At 66.5% G+C, this 14,409-nt stretch carries 13 protein-coding genes; 6 read left to right on the top strand and 7 right to left on the bottom strand.

The window, feature by feature from the left end:
- Positions 1-5 precede the first annotated feature (5 nt).
- The 5 genes from rlmH (at position 6) to RLQ26_05120 (ending at position 5,101) form a co-directional block, all read left to right on the top strand.
- Positions 6-470, top strand: coding sequence for a 23S rRNA (pseudouridine(1915)-N(3))-methyltransferase RlmH (rlmH, locus tag RLQ26_05100; GenBank protein ID MEQ9088101.1), 465 nt, complete (start codon positions 6-8; stop codon positions 468-470).
- 134 nt (positions 471-604) lie between these two features.
- A complete protein-coding gene (locus RLQ26_05105; GenBank protein MEQ9088102.1) occupies positions 605-1,837 on the top strand; it encodes a peptidoglycan DD-metalloendopeptidase family protein in 1,233 nt (410 codons plus the stop codon).
- Positions 1,837-3,213 (top strand): S41 family peptidase, encoded by a 1,377-nt coding sequence (locus tag RLQ26_05110; protein ID MEQ9088103.1) that lies wholly within the window; start codon positions 1,837-1,839, stop codon positions 3,211-3,213. Before RLQ26_05105 ends, RLQ26_05110 begins: the two co-directional genes overlap by 1 nt.
- 36 nt (positions 3,214-3,249) lie before the next feature.
- On the top strand, positions 3,250-4,623 hold the full coding sequence (locus RLQ26_05115; protein ID MEQ9088104.1) for a divergent polysaccharide deacetylase family protein: 1,374 nt from the start codon (positions 3,250-3,252) through the stop codon (positions 4,621-4,623).
- 4 nt (positions 4,624-4,627) lie between these two features.
- Positions 4,628-5,101 (top strand): RNA pyrophosphohydrolase, encoded by a 474-nt coding sequence (locus RLQ26_05120; GenBank protein ID MEQ9088105.1) that lies wholly within the window; start codon positions 4,628-4,630, stop codon positions 5,099-5,101.
- Here RLQ26_05120 and RLQ26_05125 read toward each other — a convergent pair whose 3' ends face one another.
- From RLQ26_05125 to RLQ26_05155, 7 genes are all read right to left on the bottom strand, one after another.
- The gene (locus RLQ26_05125; GenBank protein MEQ9088106.1) at positions 5,102-5,950 is read right to left on the bottom strand and encodes a ferritin-like domain-containing protein; all 849 of its coding nucleotides are present in this window, start codon (positions 5,948-5,950) and stop codon (positions 5,102-5,104) included.
- Between the two features lie 212 nt (positions 5,951-6,162).
- Entirely contained in the window at positions 6,163-6,576 is a 414-nt protein-coding gene (gene atpC, locus RLQ26_05130) for an ATP synthase F1 subunit epsilon (protein MEQ9088107.1), read from the bottom strand.
- A 27-nt stretch (positions 6,577-6,603) separates the two neighbouring features.
- Complete coding sequence (gene atpD / locus RLQ26_05135) at positions 6,604-8,025, bottom strand: F0F1 ATP synthase subunit beta (protein ID MEQ9088108.1); 1,422 nt, start codon at positions 8,023-8,025, stop codon at positions 6,604-6,606.
- A gap of 37 nt (positions 8,026-8,062) precedes the next feature.
- Positions 8,063-8,950, bottom strand: a complete 888-nt coding sequence (locus RLQ26_05140; protein MEQ9088109.1) for a F0F1 ATP synthase subunit gamma — start codon at positions 8,948-8,950, stop codon at positions 8,063-8,065.
- A 23-nt stretch (positions 8,951-8,973) separates the two neighbouring features.
- Positions 8,974-10,503: a F0F1 ATP synthase subunit alpha gene (gene atpA / locus RLQ26_05145; GenBank protein MEQ9088110.1), complete on the bottom strand. Its 1,530-nt coding sequence runs from the start codon at positions 10,501-10,503 to the stop codon at positions 8,974-8,976.
- Positions 10,503-11,084, bottom strand: coding sequence for a F0F1 ATP synthase subunit delta (locus tag RLQ26_05150; GenBank protein MEQ9088111.1), 582 nt, complete (start codon positions 11,082-11,084; stop codon positions 10,503-10,505). Before RLQ26_05150 ends, atpA begins: the two co-directional genes overlap by 1 nt.
- Before the next feature lie 234 nt (positions 11,085-11,318).
- The gene (locus RLQ26_05155; GenBank protein ID MEQ9088112.1) at positions 11,319-13,544 is read right to left on the bottom strand and encodes a primosomal protein N'; all 2,226 of its coding nucleotides are present in this window, start codon (positions 13,542-13,544) and stop codon (positions 11,319-11,321) included.
- A 174-nt stretch (positions 13,545-13,718) separates the two neighbouring features.
- Here RLQ26_05155 and fsa point away from each other — a divergent pair, with 174 nt between their 5' ends.
- Entirely contained in the window at positions 13,719-14,396 is a 678-nt protein-coding gene (gene fsa, locus RLQ26_05160) for a fructose-6-phosphate aldolase (protein ID MEQ9088113.1), read from the top strand.
- The last annotated feature ends 13 nt before the right edge of the window (positions 14,397-14,409 follow it).

Below are 14,409 nucleotides of genomic sequence, written 5' to 3' on the forward strand. Positions count from 1 at the left end.
CTCCCATGGCGCTTCGGATCACGATAGCGGCGGCAGGCCGCCTGCGCGCCGGTCCGGAACAAGACCTGTTTCGCACCTATGCCGGGCGCCTGTCCTGGCCGCTCGAGACGCGTGAAATTTCAGCCCGGCCGGGCCTGGACGGCGAGGCGCTCAAGGCGGCCGAGGCGGCGCTGTTATCGCGTCAGGTCCCGGCGGGGGCAGTCGTCGTGGTCCTCGACGAGCGGGGCCAGCAGCTTTCCAGCCCTGATTTCGCCGCACGCCTCGGCCAATTCGAGAATGCGGGGAGGCGGGACATCGCCTTTCTCATCGGCGGGGCCGCCGGCCTCGCCGGAACCCTGCGGGAGGAGGCCGACCTCGTTCTTAGCCTCGGTCCCATGACCTGGCCGCATCTTCTGGCGCGCGGCCTCCTGGCCGAGCAACTCTACCGGGCCCAGCAGATTCTGGCCGGCCACCCCTATCACAAGGCCTAGGCGTCATTCCCCCTGATTCCCCCCGTGCGGAGGGCAGATTGCGACCCGCCCTGGCGGCCGGCGCCAGACAAAGGGTGCTTGGGCGCCGCCCGCGCCACCCCTATAGTCGGGCGGTCGCCAGCCGCTTCAGCCGCATGAGTGTCCGAAAGGTCCTGGTCGTGAGCCGTGTCGCTTTTTTTCCCGCTCTTCTGGCGCTGGCCCTGGTTGCCGCCGGGGGCTTCGGATGGGGTCCGGCCGGTGCCGGGACCGCGCGGGCCGACGCGCCGGTGGAACGCCAGATCGAGAATGTCGAGCGCCAGATCGAAACCGACCGCCAACGGGCGCAAAAAATAGAGAAGCAGCGCCGCCGCCTCTCGGCCGAGCTCTCGGAATTGCGCCGTCAGATGATCGCGACGGCCCGCAATCTCCAGGACAATGAAGGAAAAGTCAGCGCGCTCGAGGCGACGCTGACCGCGCTCAACATGGAAGCGCAGGAAAAGCGGGCCCGGCTGACCACATCGCGACGGCAGCTTGCAGCAAGCCTCTCGGTGCTGGCGCGGCTGGCCCGCCATCCGCCGGAAGCACTGGCGGCGCGCCCGGGCGATCCCCATGATTCGGTACGCAGCGCCATCCTTCTGCGCGCCGTGTTGCCGCCCCTGACCGAGGACGCCGCCGCGCTGGGAGACGATCTTCACCACCTGGCCGCCCTTCACGACGAGATCGAGGAACAGCGCGCGGCCGTGGCGCTGGCCGCCCGGGAGCTCGGCGGCGAGCGGCGCAAGCTGGCCCGGCTGGTCGAACGCAAGGCCTCGTTGAGCGAAAAACTGTCTTCCGATCAGGAAAAAGTGCAGGAACGCGTCCGCCGCCTCGCCGAAAAGGCGAAGTCACTGAAAGACCTGCTCGCCCAGATCGAGGCCGACCGGAAGGCGCGGGAAAGTCGGCGGGCCGCCGCGACGACCCGGCCATCCGGCGGCCAGTCCTTCCAGTCGGCCCGGGGCCGGCTGCCCCTCCCGGTCGAGGGGCGGCTGGTGAGCCGCTACGGGGAGAAGGACGGGTTTGGCGGCACCAGCAAGGGGCTCAGGTTCGAGACCCGGAGCGAGGCCCAGGTTGTGGCGCCCTTCGACGGTGAGGTCGTTTTCGCGCGTGAATTCCGCGGTTACGGCCCGACCTTGATCATCGATCATGGGGGCGGCTATCATACTCTTTTAGTTGGATTATTCCGGATAGACAGCGAGGAAGGCCAGTGGCTCCTGGCTGGCGAGCCGGTGGGGACCATGGCCCCCGCTCGCGCAACGGGACCCGAGCTTTATGTCGAGCTCCGCCACCACGGCGAGCCGATCAACCCTCTGCCCTGGCTGGCAGATCGCGGAAGAAAGGTAAGAGGATAATGCGTCTTCCCGAGACAGACCCTCGGCGGGAACGCCCGCATGGCCGGGTCCCGACCCGGACCCTTGGCTACGCCCTCTCGGCGGCGGCCGGCGCCATATTGACCGCCACGGTCCTGGGCGCCGGACTCGTCACTGCCGCCGATCCTAATTCCGATACGTATCGTCAGCTTAATCTGTTTGGCGAGGTTTTCGAACGCGTTCGCGCCGACTACGTGGAAAAGGTCGAAGACAGCGTTCTGATCGAAGCCGCCATCGGCGGGATGCTGACCTCGCTCGACCCCCATTCCAGCTACATGAACGCCAAGAAGTTCGAGGACATGCAGGTCCAGACCAAGGGCGAATTCGGCGGGCTCGGCATCGAAGTCACGCTGGAAAACGGGTTCGTGAAGGTCGTCTCGCCGATCGACGATACGCCCGCCTTCCGCGCCGGAATGCAGCCCGGTGACATCATCACACATCTGAACGGCGAGAATGTCGTCGGACTGTCCCTGGAAGAGGCGGTGGAACGCATGCGCGGCGCGCCGAATACCAGCCTGACGATCACCGTGCGGCGGGAAGGTCGCGATCCGTTTGATGTAACGATCGTCCGCGACATTATCCGCATCCAGTCCGTCCGGCACCGCAACGAGGACGGGATCGGTTATATCCGGGTCACGACGTTCAACGAACAGGCCCAGTCGGGTATCGACGAGGCGATGAACGACCTGCGGGCGGAGTTGGGCAACAAGCTGCGCGGCATCGTGCTGGACCTGCGGAACAATCCGGGCGGGCTTCTCGAACAGGCGGTCTCGATCAGCGACTCCTTCCTTGAAAAAGGCGAGATCGTCTCTACGCGCGGCCGCAAGCCCGAGGACGCCCAGCGCTTCAACGCGCGGCCGGGCGATCTGGCCCAGGGTCTGCCCATGGTCGTGCTCATCAACGGCGGGTCCGCCTCCGCCTCCGAAATCGTCGCGGGCGCGCTCCAGGACCACCGCCGCGCCATCCTGTTGGGCACCAAGACCTTCGGTAAGGGCTCGGTGCAGACCATCGTGCCGCTGCCTCAGCATGGCGCGATGCGGCTGACGACGGCGCGATACTACACGCCGTCGGGCAATTCGATTCAGGCCATGGGAATCACGCCCGACATTCGCGTGACCGCGGCCCGGATCGAGGCGCTCGACAATGGACCGATGCGGCGCGAAGCCGATTTGCGGGGTGCGCTCAAAAACGAGAATGGTAACGGCACCCCCGCGGCCCAGCCGGGCGATGATGGAGCGCCGGTGGCCGGCGAGGAGGCGGCGGACGAAGCTGACAGAGGCGAAAGTGACTACCAGCTCAGCCGCGCTCTTGACCTTCTCAAGGGGATCACTCTCTATAAGACGCGGGTAACCAATTAGGGGCCTCCCGGCCAAACGCCGGGAGAGCGGGGCAGCGTGGCGCAACTTGATCCGGCCGGAGCGCCAGGGGGGAAAAACAGGCGCGGCCTGATCGCGCTCTTCACCGCCTGGGGCCTCACGTTGGGATTGCTCGGGGCGGGCGTGGCGTGGCTCGCCCTGACATCACCCGCGCCCCCCGCACCGCCTATCCCGACCCTGGCCTTGGCCCTGCCCGCCCCGCCGCCATCCGAACCCGCGCCCGGCGCAGAGGAGGCTGGCTCCGAAACAACGGTTTCGCCCTCGCCGGATCCTGAGGAAACGGCCGGGGAACCGGAACTCCCCGCCCCGCCGCCGGAAGCCCCGGAACTTGCCGCGGCCGCGACGGACCCGGCTACGCTGCCGGACGACGGCCCGGACACGGGACCGGGACCCCTGCCCGGGACCGCGCCCCCGGCAGCGACCGCGGTCCTCACGCCGGCGCCGCCGCCAACGGCGCGCCCTGCCATCGAGGGCACGGAAGACGCAACGCCTTCCCCGGCTCAATCCGAGCCCGCCGAAGCGGCAGCCACGACCGACGGGATCGGCGAGGAGGAAGTCGAACAGGCGGCCCTGCCGGCCCCCCTGCGGCGGCCCGTGGCCGATCCCGACCTGCTGGACAACGGCAACGCGCTCGGCCCCCTGCCCCGGATCGGCCCCGACGGCCGCAAGCCCTGGCTGGCCTACGCCGCTCCCTTCGAGGCACCGGCGACCCTGCCCCGCATCGCCGTCGTCATCGCCGACATGGGGCTGAGCAGTGCTGCGACCGAGGCGGCGATCCAGACCCTGCCGGGACCGGTCACCCTGGCCTTCTCGCCCTATGCCGCCCGGCTCGGCGAATGGATGCGGCTCGCGCGCGCGGCCGGCCACGAGGTGCTGCTGTCCGTCCCGATGGAGCCGATGGAATACCCGGCCAACGACCCCGGTCCGCACACGCTTCTGACCCGGCTGACGCCCGACCAGAACCAGGCCCGTCTGGAATGGGCGCTGTCGCGCGTCACGGGCTATGTGGGTGTAACCAACCACATGGGCTCGCGGCTGACGATCGACAGCGACACGCTTCGCCCGATCCTGATCACCCTGCGCGACCGGGGGCTGATGTTTCTCGACAGCCGCTCCTCGGCCCGCAGCCTCGCGGCCCGCCTCGCGGCCGAAATTGGCCTGCCACGCGCGATCAACGACAGGTTCATCGACAACCGCGCGAGCCGGGCTGCCATCGACGATCGGCTGGGCGAGATCGAGGCCATCGCGCGCAAGGAGGGTTTCGCCGTTGCCATGGGCTTCCCCTATCCGGTGACGCTGGAGCGGCTGCGCGCATGGGTGCCGACACTGGAAAAAAAGGGGTTTGCCCTCGCGCCGATCACCGCGGTGGTCAACCGGCAGCCGACGCGTTGAGGGCATGAACACCACGCCCGATCCTGCTCTGTATCGTCCGGGCGTCGGCATCGTGCTGCGCAATCCCCGGGGCGACATCTTTGCCGGCGCGCGCAAGGATTTCGCCACCCGGCCCTGGCAAATGCCGCAGGGCGGCATCGATCCGGGCGAGGAGCCCCTCGATGCCGCCTTCCGGGAACTCGAGGAAGAGATCGGCACGCGCCAGGCACGCCTGACAGCCGAGATGCCGGGCTGGCTGTTTTACGACCTGCCGGAGGCTTACGCCCGCAAGGCCTGGGGCGGGCGGTTTCACGGGCAGCGCCAGAAATGGTTTCTGATGGATTTTCTGGGCGAGGACAGCGATATCGATATCGCCACCGCCCATCCCGAGTTTTCCGAGTGGCGCTGGACGCGGCCGGTCGATCTGATGGCCGAGATCGTGAGCTTCAAGCGCGGACTTTACCGCGACGTGTTGCGCGCCTTTGATCTGATCGACTGATTAGCCGTTCAGGGAGAGGCGGGGCACCGCGTGCGCCGGTTCACCCTGGCGCGCGAAGCCGGCCGCGCGCCATTGCATGAACCGATGCGCGAGACGGCCCAACACACGGCTTGTGCGACCCGGGGTGAGCCCGATTGCGCGGAAGATCATGTCCATGCCGCGGGCCACATGACGGGCGCTATAGAGGGGGTAGGCCCGTCGCGCATACTCACGCGAGGCGAGCCTGCGATCGTAGCTTGGGCCGGGCTTGTTGGACGCGTAATAGGCATAGGCCAGCTCGTCATCGTCGGTTTCCGCGATGCGACCGGCGGCGACGCGAAACCGTGTCCAGGCCGGCAGATTCTCGTGCGCCTGATAGCGTTTCAGGTGACCGAGAAACAATTTGTAATGATGTGCCTCGTCATCGGCGATAAGGCGGCAGATTTCCTTGATGACAGGCTCCTCGGCCGCTTCGCTCAGCGCGGTGTAATAAGAGTTCGTGCCGACCTCGACAATGCACCGCGCTATCAACTCGCCCGCGCGTGAGCCACGCACCGAGGCTTCTGCTTCGCGCGGCAGTTGGAACCCTGCCTTGAATTCGTCGAAAGCCGCCTGGAAATCGAAATCGGGATCCGCCATCCCGGCCCACCGGGCGAGAGCCTCGCCATGCTGCACCTCTTCGGTTGCCCAAAGATCGGCTGCCGTCTGAAAGGCTCGGTCGCCGGCAAAGACGCGGTTCAGATAGGCTGCGTAGTCGCCGCCGTTATATTCCACCAGCGCGGCCGCCTTGATGAGGCACAGGAGGTCGGGATCGACCTTCGCGCGGTCGAACCGGTCCCACGGAATGTCCTCGAGCGTCCAGCGTGCCATGGCGTCCCCTACCCTAAGCCTCGGAGAATCCGAGACCGGCGCTAAGCGTCACAATTGTAATACAGACTCTTCATCTAAGGAAAAGAACCGGATTTTCAAGCCCGCGAGGGCACGCCGGTCGATTTCGCCGACATGCGAGTCTCGGCAAAGAAATGAGCCGGTTTTGAGGCAGTCCGCGGGGCCCGGGGCCGGGCCTCGGCCGAGCGCGCGGCTCAGCCGGCGTGATAATCGAGGGCTTTGAGCATGGCTTCGGCCACCACCAGCGCGGCCGCCGCCTTGTCTTTCTCCGCCTCGTCCCGCGCATCGGTCATGTCGTCCGTAAGCCCCTTGATGCGCCCTTCGATCTCGCCCCGCTCGAGCTCCTCGAAAGGAATAGCCATATCGGCCAGCACCGTGCAGCGTTCGGGCGTGACCTCGGCAAAACCGGGACCCACGAAGATGCGCCGGGTCACCTGGCCGGACTCGTAAATTTCCACGAGGCCCGGTTCGACGCCGGAAATCATGAGCGCATGGCCCGGCAACACGCCGAACAACCCCTCAGTGCCCGGCACAACCACCATCTCCACGGGTTCGGAGACCAGCAGCCGCTCGGGAGAGACGAGTTCGAAGGTAACCGTATCGGCCATGAATGCGTTTCCCTGTTTCGCGCGCCGTTAGGCGACCTCGGCCGCCATCTTCTTGGCTTTTTCGACCGCTTCCTCGATTGGCCCGACCATGTAGAACGCGGCCTCAGGCAGGTCGTCGTATTCGCCCTCGACGATCCCCTTGAAGCCCTTGATCGTGTCTTCAAGGCCGACCAGCTTGCCCGGCGAGTTGGTGAAGACTTCGGCCACATGGAAGGGCTGCGACAGAAACCGCTGGATCTTCCGCGCGCGGGAGACCACCAGCTTGTCTTCTTCCGAAAGTTCGTCCATGCCGAGGATGGCGATGATGTCCTGCAGGCTCTTGTAGGTCTGCAACACTTCCTGCACCTCGCGGGCAACGGCGTAATGCTCGTCACCCACGATCCGCGGATCCAGCATGCGCGAGGTGGAATCGAGCGGGTCCACGGCGGGGTAGATGCCAAGCTCCGCCAGCGAACGACTCAACACCGTTGTCGCATCCAGATGGGCGAAGGACGTGGCTGGCGCCGGGTCCGTCAGATCGTCCGCCGGCACGTAAATAGCCTGGACAGAGGTGATGGAGCCCTTCTTGGTCGTGGTGATCCGCTCCTGCAGTGCGCCCATATCGGTCGAGAGCGTGGGCTGGTAGCCCACGGCCGAGGGAATGCGGCCGAGAAGCGCGGATACTTCGGAGCCCGCCTGGGTGAAACGGAAGATGTTGTCCACGAAGAACAACACGTCCTGGCCTTCCTCGTCGCGGAAATACTCGGCCAGTGTCAGGCCCGTCAGGCCGACACGCGCGCGCGCGCCGGGCGGCTCGTTCATCTGGCCGTAAACCAGCGCTGCCTTGGACTCGCCGTCGGGCTGGATGACACCCGATTCGATCATCTCGTGGTAAAGGTCGTTGCCCTCGCGGGTACGCTCACCCACACCGGCAAACACCGAATAACCGCCATGCGCCTTGGCGACGTTGTTGATGAGCTCCATGATGAGCACTGTCTTGCCGACGCCGGCGCCACCGAAGAGGCCGATCTTGCCGCCACGGGCATAGGGGGCCAGCAGGTCCACGACCTTGATACCGGTCACGAGGATTTCCTGCTCGGTCGACTGGTCGATGAACTCCGGCGCCGCGCGATGGATCGGCAGGGTCTGCTTCGCGCCCACCTCACCCCGCTCATCCACGGGCTCGCCCACGACGTTGAGAATCCGCCCGAGCGTCTCGGGCCCGACCGGCACGCTGATCGGGCTGCCCGTATCCACGGCCTCCTGGCCGCGCACGAGGCCGTCCGTCGAGTCCATGGCGATGGTCCGCACCGTCGATTCTCCCAGGTGCTGGGCGACTTCGAGCACGAGGCGCCGGCCGCCCATATCCATGTGAAGGGCGTTCAGAATCTGTGGCAGGTCCCCCTCGAAGCGAACATCCACCACGGGCCCGGTGACCCGGGTAACGCGACCTATGCTGTTATTGGCCATTGCCTGCTCCTGTCCGGTCTAGCTGACCCGGCGCGCCCTAAAGGGCCTCCGCGCCGGAGATAATTTCAATTAGTTCCTTGGTGATATACGCCTGGCGCGTCCGGTTGTAGTTGAGGGTCAACCGGTCGATCATGTCCCCGGCGTTGCGGGTCGCGCTATCCATCGCCGTCATCCGCGCGCCCTGCTCGCTGGCGGCGTTTTCGAGAAGCCCCCGGAAGAACTGGATGGCAAGATTCTGCGGCAGAAGTCGGGCGAGGATTTCCTCTTCCTCGGGCTCGTACTCGTACACGCCATTCGCGCCGTCTTCCCTGCCCGCGTCCGGCACGTCGGGAATCGGCAAGGGAATGAGCTGCTGGCGCGTAACTTCCTGGCTCATCGCCGACTTGAACCGGGAATAGATGAAGGTGCAGACATCGAAGGCACCCTCGTCCAGCATCGCGATGATGCGGCGCGCGATTTCTTCCGCCTCCTCGAAGCCCAGACGGCGACGTCCGACATCCTCGATCGTCTCGATGATCAGCCCGCCAAATTCACGCTTGAGCGCGTCGCGTCCCTTGCGGCCGATGCACAGGATCTTGACCGTCTTGCCTTCGGCCTGGAGGCCCCGGACAAACAACCGCGCGTCGCGTGCCAGCGAGGCGTTGAACCCGCCACAAAGCCCGCGATCGGCCGTGCCAAGGACGACCAGGTGGGTCGCGTTCCCCCCGGTCCCGGCCAGCAGCGGCGGCCGGATACCCTCCTCGGGGAGGTTGCCGGCAAGCGAGACGAGCATCCGGGTCATGCGGTCGGCATAAGGCCGCGCGGCCTCGGCCTGTTCCTGGGCGCGGCGCAGTTTGGCGGCCGCGACCATCTTCATGGCCGAGGTGATCTTCTGCGTCGATCGGACGCTGGCGATCCTGACGCGGAGGTCCTTGAGGCTGGGCATGGGCTGGTCCGGCGTCCCCGCGTCTAGGCGAAAGTCTTGGCGTAGGTTTCGATGAAACTGCCGATCCGCTTTTCGAGGTCGTCCGACAGCTTGCCCTCTGTGCGGATGGCTTCGAGAATTTCGCCGCCCTTCTCGCGCATCTCACGCAGGAGGCCCGCTTCGAACCGGTTGATATCCTCCACCGCGATACGGTCAAGATATCCCCTTACCCCCGCGAAGATCGCCACCACCTGTTCTTCCATCGGCAGCGGCGAGTATTGCGGCTGCTTGAGCAACTCCGTCAGCCGCGCACCGCGCGCGAGGAGCCGCTGGGTCGAGGCGTCGAGATCGGATGCGAACTGGGCGAAGGCCTGCATCTCGCGGTATTGCGCGAGCTCGAGCTTGATCGAGCCCGCGACCTGCTTCATTGCCTTGGTCTGCGCCGACGAGCCCACGCGGCTGACCGACAGACCCACGTTGATGGCTGGCCGGATGCCCTTATAGAACAGCTCGGTTTCAAGGAAGATCTGACCATCGGTGATGGAGATGACGTTGGTCGGGATATAGGCTGACACGTCGCCCGCTTGCGTCTCGATCACCGGCAGCGCGGTGAGCGACCCCGCGCCATGCTCGTCGCTGAGCTTTGCGGCCCGTTCGAGAAGGCGGGAATGAAGGTAGAAGACATCGCCCGGATAGGCCTCGCGTCCCGGCGGGCGACGCAGCAGCAGCGACATCTGACGATAGGCCACGGCTTGCTTGGAAAGGTCATCGTAAACCAGCAGGGCGTGCATGCCATTGTCGCGGAAATATTCGCCCATGGCGCAGCCGGTATAGGGAGCGAGATACTGCAGCGGCGCCGGGTCAGACGCGGTCGCCGCCACCACGATCGAGTAGTCGAGAGCGCCGTTTTCCTCGAGCGTCTTGACGATCTGCGCCACGGTCGAGCGTTTCTGGCCGATCGCCACATAGACGCAGTAGAGCTTCTTGCTCTCGTCGTCGCCCTCATGCAGCGTCTTCTGGTTAAGGATCGCGTCCACCGCCACAGCGGTCTTGCCGGTCTGACGGTCGCCGATGATGAGCTCGCGCTGCCCGCGTCCCACAGGCACCAGACTGTCGATTGCCTTGAGGCCGGTCTGCATCGGCTCGTGCACCGACTTGCGGCCGATGATGCCAGGCGCCTTGATCTCGACCCGGCCCATGGTGACATCGCTCAGCGGGCCCTTGCCGTCTATCGGATTGCCCAGCGCGTCCACCACACGGCCCAGAAGGCCCCTGCCCGAGGGCACCTCGACGATGGCGCCCGTGCGCTTGACGGTATCCCCTTCCTTGATGCCCCGGTCATCGCCGAAGATCACGACACCGACATTGTCAGTTTCGAGATTGAGCGCCATGCCTTTCACGCCGCCGGGGAATTCCACCATTTCCCCCGCCTGCACATTGTCGAGCCCATAGATGCGGGCGATGCCGTCCCCGACGGAGAGAACCTGACCCACCTCGGCGGTGTCTGCCTCAATGTCGAAATCCGCGATCTGCTTTTTCAGGATCGCGGAAATTTCAGCGGCCTGGATCTGCATCAGCCAATCCCTTTCATGGCGAACTGGAGTTTTTGAAGTTTGGTCTTGAGGGAGCTGTCCACCATGCGCGAGCCGACGCGCACGATGAGTCCCCCGATCACACCGGGATCGATCCTGAGGTCGATCTTGACATTTTTGCCGACCGCCCGTTTCAGGGCTTCGGTCAGCCGGTCCATCTGCTGGTCCGACAGCGCGCGGGCGGTCGTGACCTCGGCCGCGATCTCGCCGCGCCGGCGCGCCAAGGCGTCGAGAAAGGCGTCGATGATTGCCGATAACAAGAAGAGACGGCGGTTGCGCGCGGCGATGGCGACCAGCCGGCGGGTCAGGTCGTGGGCGCCGGCCGCTTTCAGCACGGCCTCGAGAGCCCTTTCCTGATCCGCCCGGGACATGACGGGGCTCTTGATGACGCGGCTGAGATCCTTGTTTTCGGCCATGAGCGCCTTCAATGCCCGAAGATCCCCCGCCACCCGGTCGAGAACGTCGCCCGGCGCGCCGGGCTCACCCGCCTCGTCGGCAAGGTCGAGCAGCGCGCTCGCATATCGCCCGGCGACCGTCGAAAGACCTGTCGTGTCGGCAGCCAATGATGAACCCCTGGTCGCGCCCGGCGGGAACCGCTAATGGGCTGAGAATAAAGAAATTTTCCGGGCCTCAGCGGGTCCGGCTGGCGCCCCCGCGACGGCGCACGGGTGATACCATAGAGGTTGTGGCGGCGCAACCCGGCTCGACACCGGAAGGCGCGAAAACCGGCCCGCGCGGCGCCTTTCGACTCCTCTTCCGGGCGCCGGCCCGAAGCGCTGCGGTCAGGAAGGGCTTCGTCAAAAAAAGCTTTGGGGGTCGATATCGACCTGCGCCCGGACCCCTCTGGGCAGCGGCACCTGGTCGAGCCAGTGGCGGATTTTGCCCTGCAGGGAAATCTCGCGGGGCGCCTTGAGCAGAAAGCGGTAACGATGCCGGCCCCGGAGCAGGGCAAAGGGGGCCGGCGCCGGGCCGAGCACGCGGAGGCCGGATTTCTGGTCGTCGGGCGAAACGGGGGCGGCGCGGGCCAGATCCCGGGCGACGGTCCTGACCTGGTCGTGATCGGGGCCCGAAAGGATGATCGCCGCCAACCGCCCGAACGGTGGCATGCCCGCGCGCCGGCGCGATTCGGCCTCGCGCGCGAGAAAGCCGTCCCGGTCGCCCTTGACCAGGGCCTGCATCACCGGGTGTTCGGGCTGGAAGGTCTGAAGCATGACCTGGCCGGGACGGTCGGCGCGGCCGGCGCGGCCCGCGACCTGGGAGAGAAGCTGGAAAGTGCGCTCGGTCGCGCGCAGGTCGCCGCCCTCGAGCCCGAGATCGGCGTCGACCACCCCGACCAGCGTCAGGCGCGGGAAATGATGGCCCTTGGCCATGATCTGCGTCCCGATCAGAAGGTCGATTTCGCGCGCCTGCATCCGGCGGACGAGTTCGGCCGCCGAATGGGGGCCGTGCACGGTGTCGCTCGCCATAACCGCCGTCCTCGCGCCCGGAAAAAGCCGCCGGACCTCTTCGAGGATCCGCTCCACCCCCGGCCCGCAGGCGACCAGCGAGTCTTCGGTGCCGCATTCCGGACAGGCCCTGGGCACCGGCTGCTCGAACCCGCAGTGATGGCATTGCAGCCGGCCGCGTTGGCGGTGCTCGACCAGCCACGCGCTGCACTGGCCGCACTCGAACCTGTGGCCGCAATGGCGGCACAGTGTCAGCGGGGCATAGCCGCGCCGGTTGAGGAAAAGCATTGCCTGCTCGCCCGCGCGGAGGGTTTCGGCCACGGCGCGGGCGAGCACGGGCGAGAGAAATTCGCGCCGGCTGGCGGGCGGTTCGCGGCGCAAATCGATGGTCTCGATCCCGGGCATGATCGCCGTGCCGGGCCGTTGTGCCAGCGCGACGTGCTCGTATTTTCCCTTCTCGACATTGACCACACTCTCAAGCGACGGCGTCGCCGTGGAGAGGATCACCGGAATGCGGCCCAGATGGCCACGCACCACCGCCATGTCACGGGCGTGGTAGATTACGCCGTCCTCCTGCTTGAAGGATGCGTCGTGCTCCTCGTCCACCACGATCAGGCCGAGATCCGCGAACGGCAGGAACAGGGCGGAGCGCGCGCCAACCACCACCGACACCTCGTGCTGGCCGACAGCGCGCCAGATGGCCCGCCGGCGCGCCGGACCCAGTTCGGAATGCCAGGGCGCGGGCGCCGCGCCGAACCTGCTCTGGAAGCGATCGAGCCATTGCACCGTGAGCGCGATCTCCGGGACCAGCACCAGAACCTGGCGGCCGGCCCGGATGGCTTCGGCGATTGCCTCGAAATAGACCTCTGTCTTGCCGGCGCCGGTCACGCCATCAAGCAGAATGACCTTGCCCGAGCCGTCTGTGCCCGCGGCCAGCGCCAGCAGATCGCGCGCGGCGCGGGCCTGATCGGCCGTGAGCGTGAGGCGCCCGAACCCCGGATCGGGCGTATCGAAACGCGGCTCGACCAGGAGTTCCACTGCGCGCAACACGCCCGCCGCCGCGAGACCGCGGACAACACCCGGGCTCACGCCGGCCTCAAGCGCGAGTTCCCGCGCCGGACGGGGAGGCCCCGAGCCGGCCGCCTCCAGAACCCGGCGGCGCGCGGCCGTCAGACGCAGATCAGCGGGCGGTGGGGCTCCGTCGGGCAGGTCGTAGCCGGTGACAGGACGCTGCGGGTCGAAGGCGCCTTTGACGCTCATCGCCATCTTGAGCACGCTGCCGGGCGGCGCCAGCGTATAGGCCGCCACCCAGTCGATGAAGCGCCGATGCAGCTCCGTCAGCGGCGCCGCGTCGAGCCGCGCGAGAACCGTCTTGAGGCGTGCCCGGCTGAGGGGCTTTGTTTCCGCCCCGGACCCCCGGCCGGATGGCTCGTCCCAGACCACGCCGATTTCGCGCCGCCGGCCAAGCGGCACCAGAACGAAATCCCCGGGCGTGCAGGCTTCGCCCGCCGGCGTGAGGTAGTCGTAAGCGCCGGGCAGCGGCAGCGGCAACAGGACCCTGATCCGTCGTTGACCCACGCCGCTCAATCCGGGTGCCGGCCGTGCGGCGCCAGGCCCGCCACAGGTGATCTTTCAGTCGGGGAATCCATGGTCTACACTTTACCGGTCCTGCGGGCACCTGGGAAACGGTGTCGGCGGGGCGGCGGAGGCGGCAAGCGCCTCACCGAAAACGGGGCAGAGGACGAACAGAGTATGAAATTTTTTGTCGATACGGCCGATCTCGATGAAATCCGTGAATTGGCGCAGACCGGGTTGCTGGACGGCGTGACCACCAACCCCAGCCTGATTGCCAAGTCGGGCGGCGATTTTCTGGAGGTGGTGGGCGAAATCTGCCGCATCGTGCCGGGTCCGGTCAGTGCCGAGGTCACGGCGACGGATTATCCCACCATGCTGAAGGAAGCGGAAAAACTTGTCGCCATCGCCGAGAACGTGACGGTAAAGGTGCCGCTGACGGTGGATGGGCTGAAGGCATGCCGCGCATTGTCGATGGAGCGTCACAAGGTCAATGTGACGCTTTGCTTCTCGCCAGCACAGGCGATCCTGGCGGCCAAGGCGGGGGCCAGCTTCGTCTCGCCCTTTGTCGGCCGGCTCGACGATATCGGCGAGAACGGGATGGGCCTGATTCAGCAGATTTGCGAAATCTACGACAATTATCCTGAATTCCGCACCGAAGTGCTGGTGGCCTCGGTCCGCCATCCGGTCCACGTTGTCGAGGCGGCCCGGTTGGGCGCCGATGTCGCAACGCTGCCACCCAAGGTCTTGCGCCAGATGTTCAACCATCCGCTGACCGACAAGGGGCTGGAGGCGTTCCTGGCCGACTGGGAGAAGACGGGACAATCCATACTCAATTCTAAAACGGTGATGGCATAGCGCTGCCCCCGCG

It is taken from the genome of Alphaproteobacteria bacterium (genome assembly GCA_040220875.1).
Classification (GTDB): domain Bacteria; phylum Pseudomonadota; class Alphaproteobacteria; order JAVJVX01; family JAVJVX01; genus JAVJVX01.

Excerpts from the sequence above, each read along its gene's own strand:
- atpA (MEQ9088110.1), bottom strand. The coding sequence starts at position 10,503 with ATGCAGATCCAGGCCGCTGAAATTTCCGCGATCCTGAAAAAGCAGATC.
- RLQ26_05105 (MEQ9088102.1), top strand. The coding sequence starts at position 605 with ATGAGTGTCCGAAAGGTCCTGGTCGTGAGCCGTGTCGCTTTTTTTCCC.
- fsa (MEQ9088113.1), top strand. The coding sequence starts at position 13,719 with ATGAAATTTTTTGTCGATACGGCCGATCTCGATGAAATCCGTGAATTG.
- atpD (MEQ9088108.1), bottom strand. The coding sequence starts at position 8,025 with ATGGCCAATAACAGCATAGGTCGCGTTACCCGGGTCACCGGGCCCGTG.
- RLQ26_05140 (MEQ9088109.1), bottom strand. The coding sequence starts at position 8,950 with ATGCCCAGCCTCAAGGACCTCCGCGTCAGGATCGCCAGCGTCCGATCG.
- RLQ26_05125 (MEQ9088106.1), bottom strand. The coding sequence starts at position 5,950 with ATGGCACGCTGGACGCTCGAGGACATTCCGTGGGACCGGTTCGACCGC.
- RLQ26_05120 (MEQ9088105.1), top strand. The coding sequence starts at position 4,628 with ATGAACACCACGCCCGATCCTGCTCTGTATCGTCCGGGCGTCGGCATC.
- rlmH (MEQ9088101.1), top strand. The coding sequence starts at position 6 with ATGGCGCTTCGGATCACGATAGCGGCGGCAGGCCGCCTGCGCGCCGGT.
- atpC (MEQ9088107.1), bottom strand. The coding sequence starts at position 6,576 with ATGGCCGATACGGTTACCTTCGAACTCGTCTCTCCCGAGCGGCTGCTG.
- RLQ26_05110 (MEQ9088103.1), top strand. The coding sequence starts at position 1,837 with ATGCGTCTTCCCGAGACAGACCCTCGGCGGGAACGCCCGCATGGCCGG.